3 protein-coding genes are annotated in these 3,200 nt (G+C 70.1%); 1 reads left to right on the top strand and 2 read right to left on the bottom strand.

All coding sequences use genetic code 11. The features are described from left to right. Positions 1–94: 94 nt before the first annotated feature. Positions 95–523, bottom strand: a complete 429-nt coding sequence (locus GWI24_RS42605; protein ID WP_210951383.1) for a MarR family winged helix-turn-helix transcriptional regulator — start codon at positions 521–523, stop codon at positions 95–97. An 87-nt stretch (positions 524–610) separates the two neighbouring features. Here GWI24_RS42605 and GWI24_RS42610 point away from each other — a divergent pair, with 87 nt between their 5' ends. Beyond that, positions 611–1,630, top strand: a complete 1,020-nt coding sequence (locus GWI24_RS42610; RefSeq protein ID WP_210951384.1) for an NADP-dependent oxidoreductase — start codon at positions 611–613, stop codon at positions 1,628–1,630. Between the two features lie 64 nt (positions 1,631–1,694). On the opposite strand, the gene GWI24_RS42615 is transcribed toward GWI24_RS42610, so the two are convergent. Beyond that, on the bottom strand, positions 1,695–3,146 hold the full coding sequence (locus GWI24_RS42615) for a glycoside hydrolase (protein ID WP_210951385.1): 1,452 nt from the start codon (positions 3,144–3,146) through the stop codon (positions 1,695–1,697). Positions 3,147–3,200 lie beyond the last annotated feature (54 nt).

The raw sequence follows: 3,200 nt of genomic DNA on the forward strand, positions 1-3,200 counted from the left end.
CGTGGTCCGCCGGACACCCCGTAGCCGGGCGGTCCCGGCGACACGCATACGGCCTCCGCAGCGCGGCTTTGCGGCGCGGCTTTGCGGCGCGGCCTTACGGCGCGGTGCCCAGCATCCGTTTGAGCAGGTCGCGCAGCACCGTCCGCTCCTCGTCCGAGAGCTCCGCCAGCGGTTCGCGCGCGAAGTCGAGCGAGCCCCGGAGCCGCTCGGAGGTCTCCCGGCCCGACTCGGTGGCGGCGGCCAGCTTGACCCGGCGGTCGGCCGGGTCCAGGCGGCGCTCGGCGAGGCCGCGCGACTCCAGGCGGTCCACGATCCCGGTGACGTTCGACGGCTCGCACTTCAGCTGCTGGGCGAGCCGTCGCATCGGTGTCGGCCCGCCGGCCAGCAGGCCCAGCACCCGGGCCTGTGCCCCGGTCAGGGAGTGCTTGGCCGCGGCCTCCTCGTATTCCTCGTGATAACGGGCCACGATGGTGCCGATGAGCTCGACGACCTCGAGGGTCAGCGGGTCGATGCGGGACGTCATGCCCACCAGGTTACCCATTTACTTGACAACATGAAATATCCAGCAGCATGATTGTTTCATCTGCTGAAACGTAGGAGAGGCCCTTCCATGTCCGTCATCCCCACCACCGGCCGTGAATGGCACCTGGTCGCCCGCCCCCAGGGGTGGCCGAAGCCGGAGGACTTCGCACTGCGCGAGGCCCCGGTCTCCGAGCCGGGCCCCGGGCAGGCGCTGGTCCGCAATCTCTACATGTCGGTGGACCCGTACATGCGCGGCCGCATGAACGACGTGAAGTCGTACACGCCGCCGTTCAAGCTGGACCGGCCGATGGAAGGCGGCGCGGTCGGCAAGGTCGTCGCCTCCAACGCGGAGGGCATCTCCGTCGGTGACCATGTCCTGCACTTCGGCGGCTGGCGTGAGTACGCGACGGTGGACGCCAAGAGCGCCGTCAAGGTCGACCCCGAGATCGCCCCGCTCCCCGCCTACCTCGGGGTGCTCGGCATGCCGGGTCTCACCGCCTACGCGGGGCTGCTGGAGGTCGCCTCCTTCAAGGAGGGCGACGCGGTCTTCGTCTCGGGCGCGGCGGGCGCGGTCGGCAGCGAGGTCGGCCAGATCGCCAAGCTCAAGGGCGCCTCGCGGGTGATCGGCAGCGCCGGTTCGGACGAGAAGGTCCGGGTGCTGCTCGACGAGTACGGTTTCGACGCGGCGTTCAACTACAAGAGCGGCCCGGTCGCCGACCAGCTGAAGGAGGCCGCGCCGGACGGGATCGACGTCTACTTCGACAACGTCGGCGGTGAGCACCTCGAGGCCGCCATCGGCCGCCTCAAGGTGCACGGCCGGGTCACCGTCTGCGGCATGATCTCGCAGTACAACGCCACCGAGCCAACCCCCGCCCCGCGCAACCTCGCGATGGTCATCGGCAAGCGGCTGCGGATCCAGGGCATGCTGGTCGCGGACCACCAGCACCTTCAGGAGCGGTTCTTCCAGGAGGTCGGCGGCTGGATCCGCGAGGGCAAGCTGCACTACCGCGAGACGGTCATCAAGGGTGTGGAGAACGCGGTGGAGGCCTTCCTCGGGATGCTCCGTGGGGAGAACACCGGAAAGATGATCGTCGCGTTCGAGGACTGACGGTTCGAGCGAACCGAGATCGGTCCGGCCGCCCCTGCCACCCGTGTGGCAGGGGCGGCCCCGGCTATCCCAGCACCACCGTTGTCAGCGACCGCCGCGGCAGCTCGACCGCCAGCCGTCCGTCGCGCACCCGTGCGGTTCCGACGCGGCTGAGCGCATGCGTCTCATCCGTCCGGTAGACCGCGCCCCGCGCGTCTCCGCCCCCACCGGCTCCGCCCCGTAGCGCGTAGTCCGCGCGCACCGGCTCCGCACCGGTGTTGAGGATCTCCAGGACCCGCCGGCCGTCCCGGTTCCGGAAGGCCGTCGTCTTCACCCCGTCCGCCCCGGAGTCCGCCGCGACCCGTACCGCCCCGGGCCGGATGAAACGGCTGTACGCGGCCAGGGCCCACAGCCGCTTGGAGACGTGGTAGTCCGGGCCGTCCAGCTGGATCAGCCCCCGGGTGGCACCCACCGACGCGCCGAACCAGTACACATACCCACTCGCCCCCGCGTCCGCGAGCGTCGTGTGGATCGCCTCCGCCACCGCCAGGCCGTCATAGCCTCCCGCCCGTCGCCCACCACCACCCTCAACCGAAGCGCTTCGCGCTCCTGCCTTGTTCTGGTCGTCCCATGCCTCGTTCCACGTCGTCCCGTTGGGGCTCCACTCCGACATCCAGGTGCGGCGGCTCGTCGGCAGGGGCTGGTCGGAGGGGGTGACATAGGGATGGCCCGTGTGCACCGCGACCTGGTCCGCGGCGGTGCTGTCGGCCTCGATCGCGGCGGAGAACGCCGCCTGCTCGTCCCATCCGGCCGCGTCGCAGCAGAGCAGATTGATCCCGGCCCGCCGCACCGTGGGGCCGATCGCCTTGATCACCTCGACCGCCTGTTCCGGGGTGAACCGCATCGAGGCGTAGGACGTGGCGAGGTCCGGCTCATTGGTGAAGCCGAGGTCGGTGATGCGTACGCCCTCCTGGCGGTAGAACTTCGCGTACTGCACCAGGTAGTCGGCGTACGCCCGTCGCCACTCCGCCTTCAGCGTGCCGCCGTTCGCGTCCGTCCCGTTCGTCTTCATATAGCCCGGCGCGCTCCAGGCGTCGGCGTAGAAGCGCTTCACGCCGTACCGCCGCGCCTCCTTGGCCAGCCACACCTGGCCCCCGTCGTCGCCGTCCCACTCATAGCGCGGGGGCGCGTCCGGGCCGCCCGGGTCGGTGGGCTGGATGGACTTCATGTGGTCGTAGACCTCGTCGGACGACGAGCCGATGCCGAGCCGCAGAATGCTCAACCCGGCGCCCGTGGTGCGGTTCAGCAGCAGATCCAGCACTTCGCGCTGATGCTCCGGGGTCAGGCCCTGTGCGCCGTGCATCAGATCGGCGCGCTGGAACGCCTGGGAGAAGCCGAAACCGTCGATGGGCTGGAGATGCCTTCCGAAATCCACGGTGCCGCCGCGGAGTGGTTCCGCGGCGGCGGACGGTGTGATGAGCGGGAGCAGTGCGGCGGCGAGCGCGCCGACGAGGGCTGTGCGGACCGAAGTGATCACGAAAACTTCCCTTCCCGGCTCCGAAAAGTTCCGGAACGTTTCCGTAACGTCGGC

It is taken from the genome of Streptomyces sp. MK37H (genome assembly GCF_018035285.1).
GTDB lineage: Bacteria > Actinomycetota > Actinomycetes > Streptomycetales > Streptomycetaceae > Streptomyces > Streptomyces endocoffeicus.

Excerpts from the sequence above, each read along its gene's own strand:
- GWI24_RS42610 (WP_210951384.1), top strand. The coding sequence starts at position 611 with ATGTCCGTCATCCCCACCACCGGCCGTGAATGGCACCTGGTCGCCCGC.
- GWI24_RS42605 (WP_210951383.1), bottom strand. The coding sequence starts at position 523 with ATGACGTCCCGCATCGACCCGCTGACCCTCGAGGTCGTCGAGCTCATC.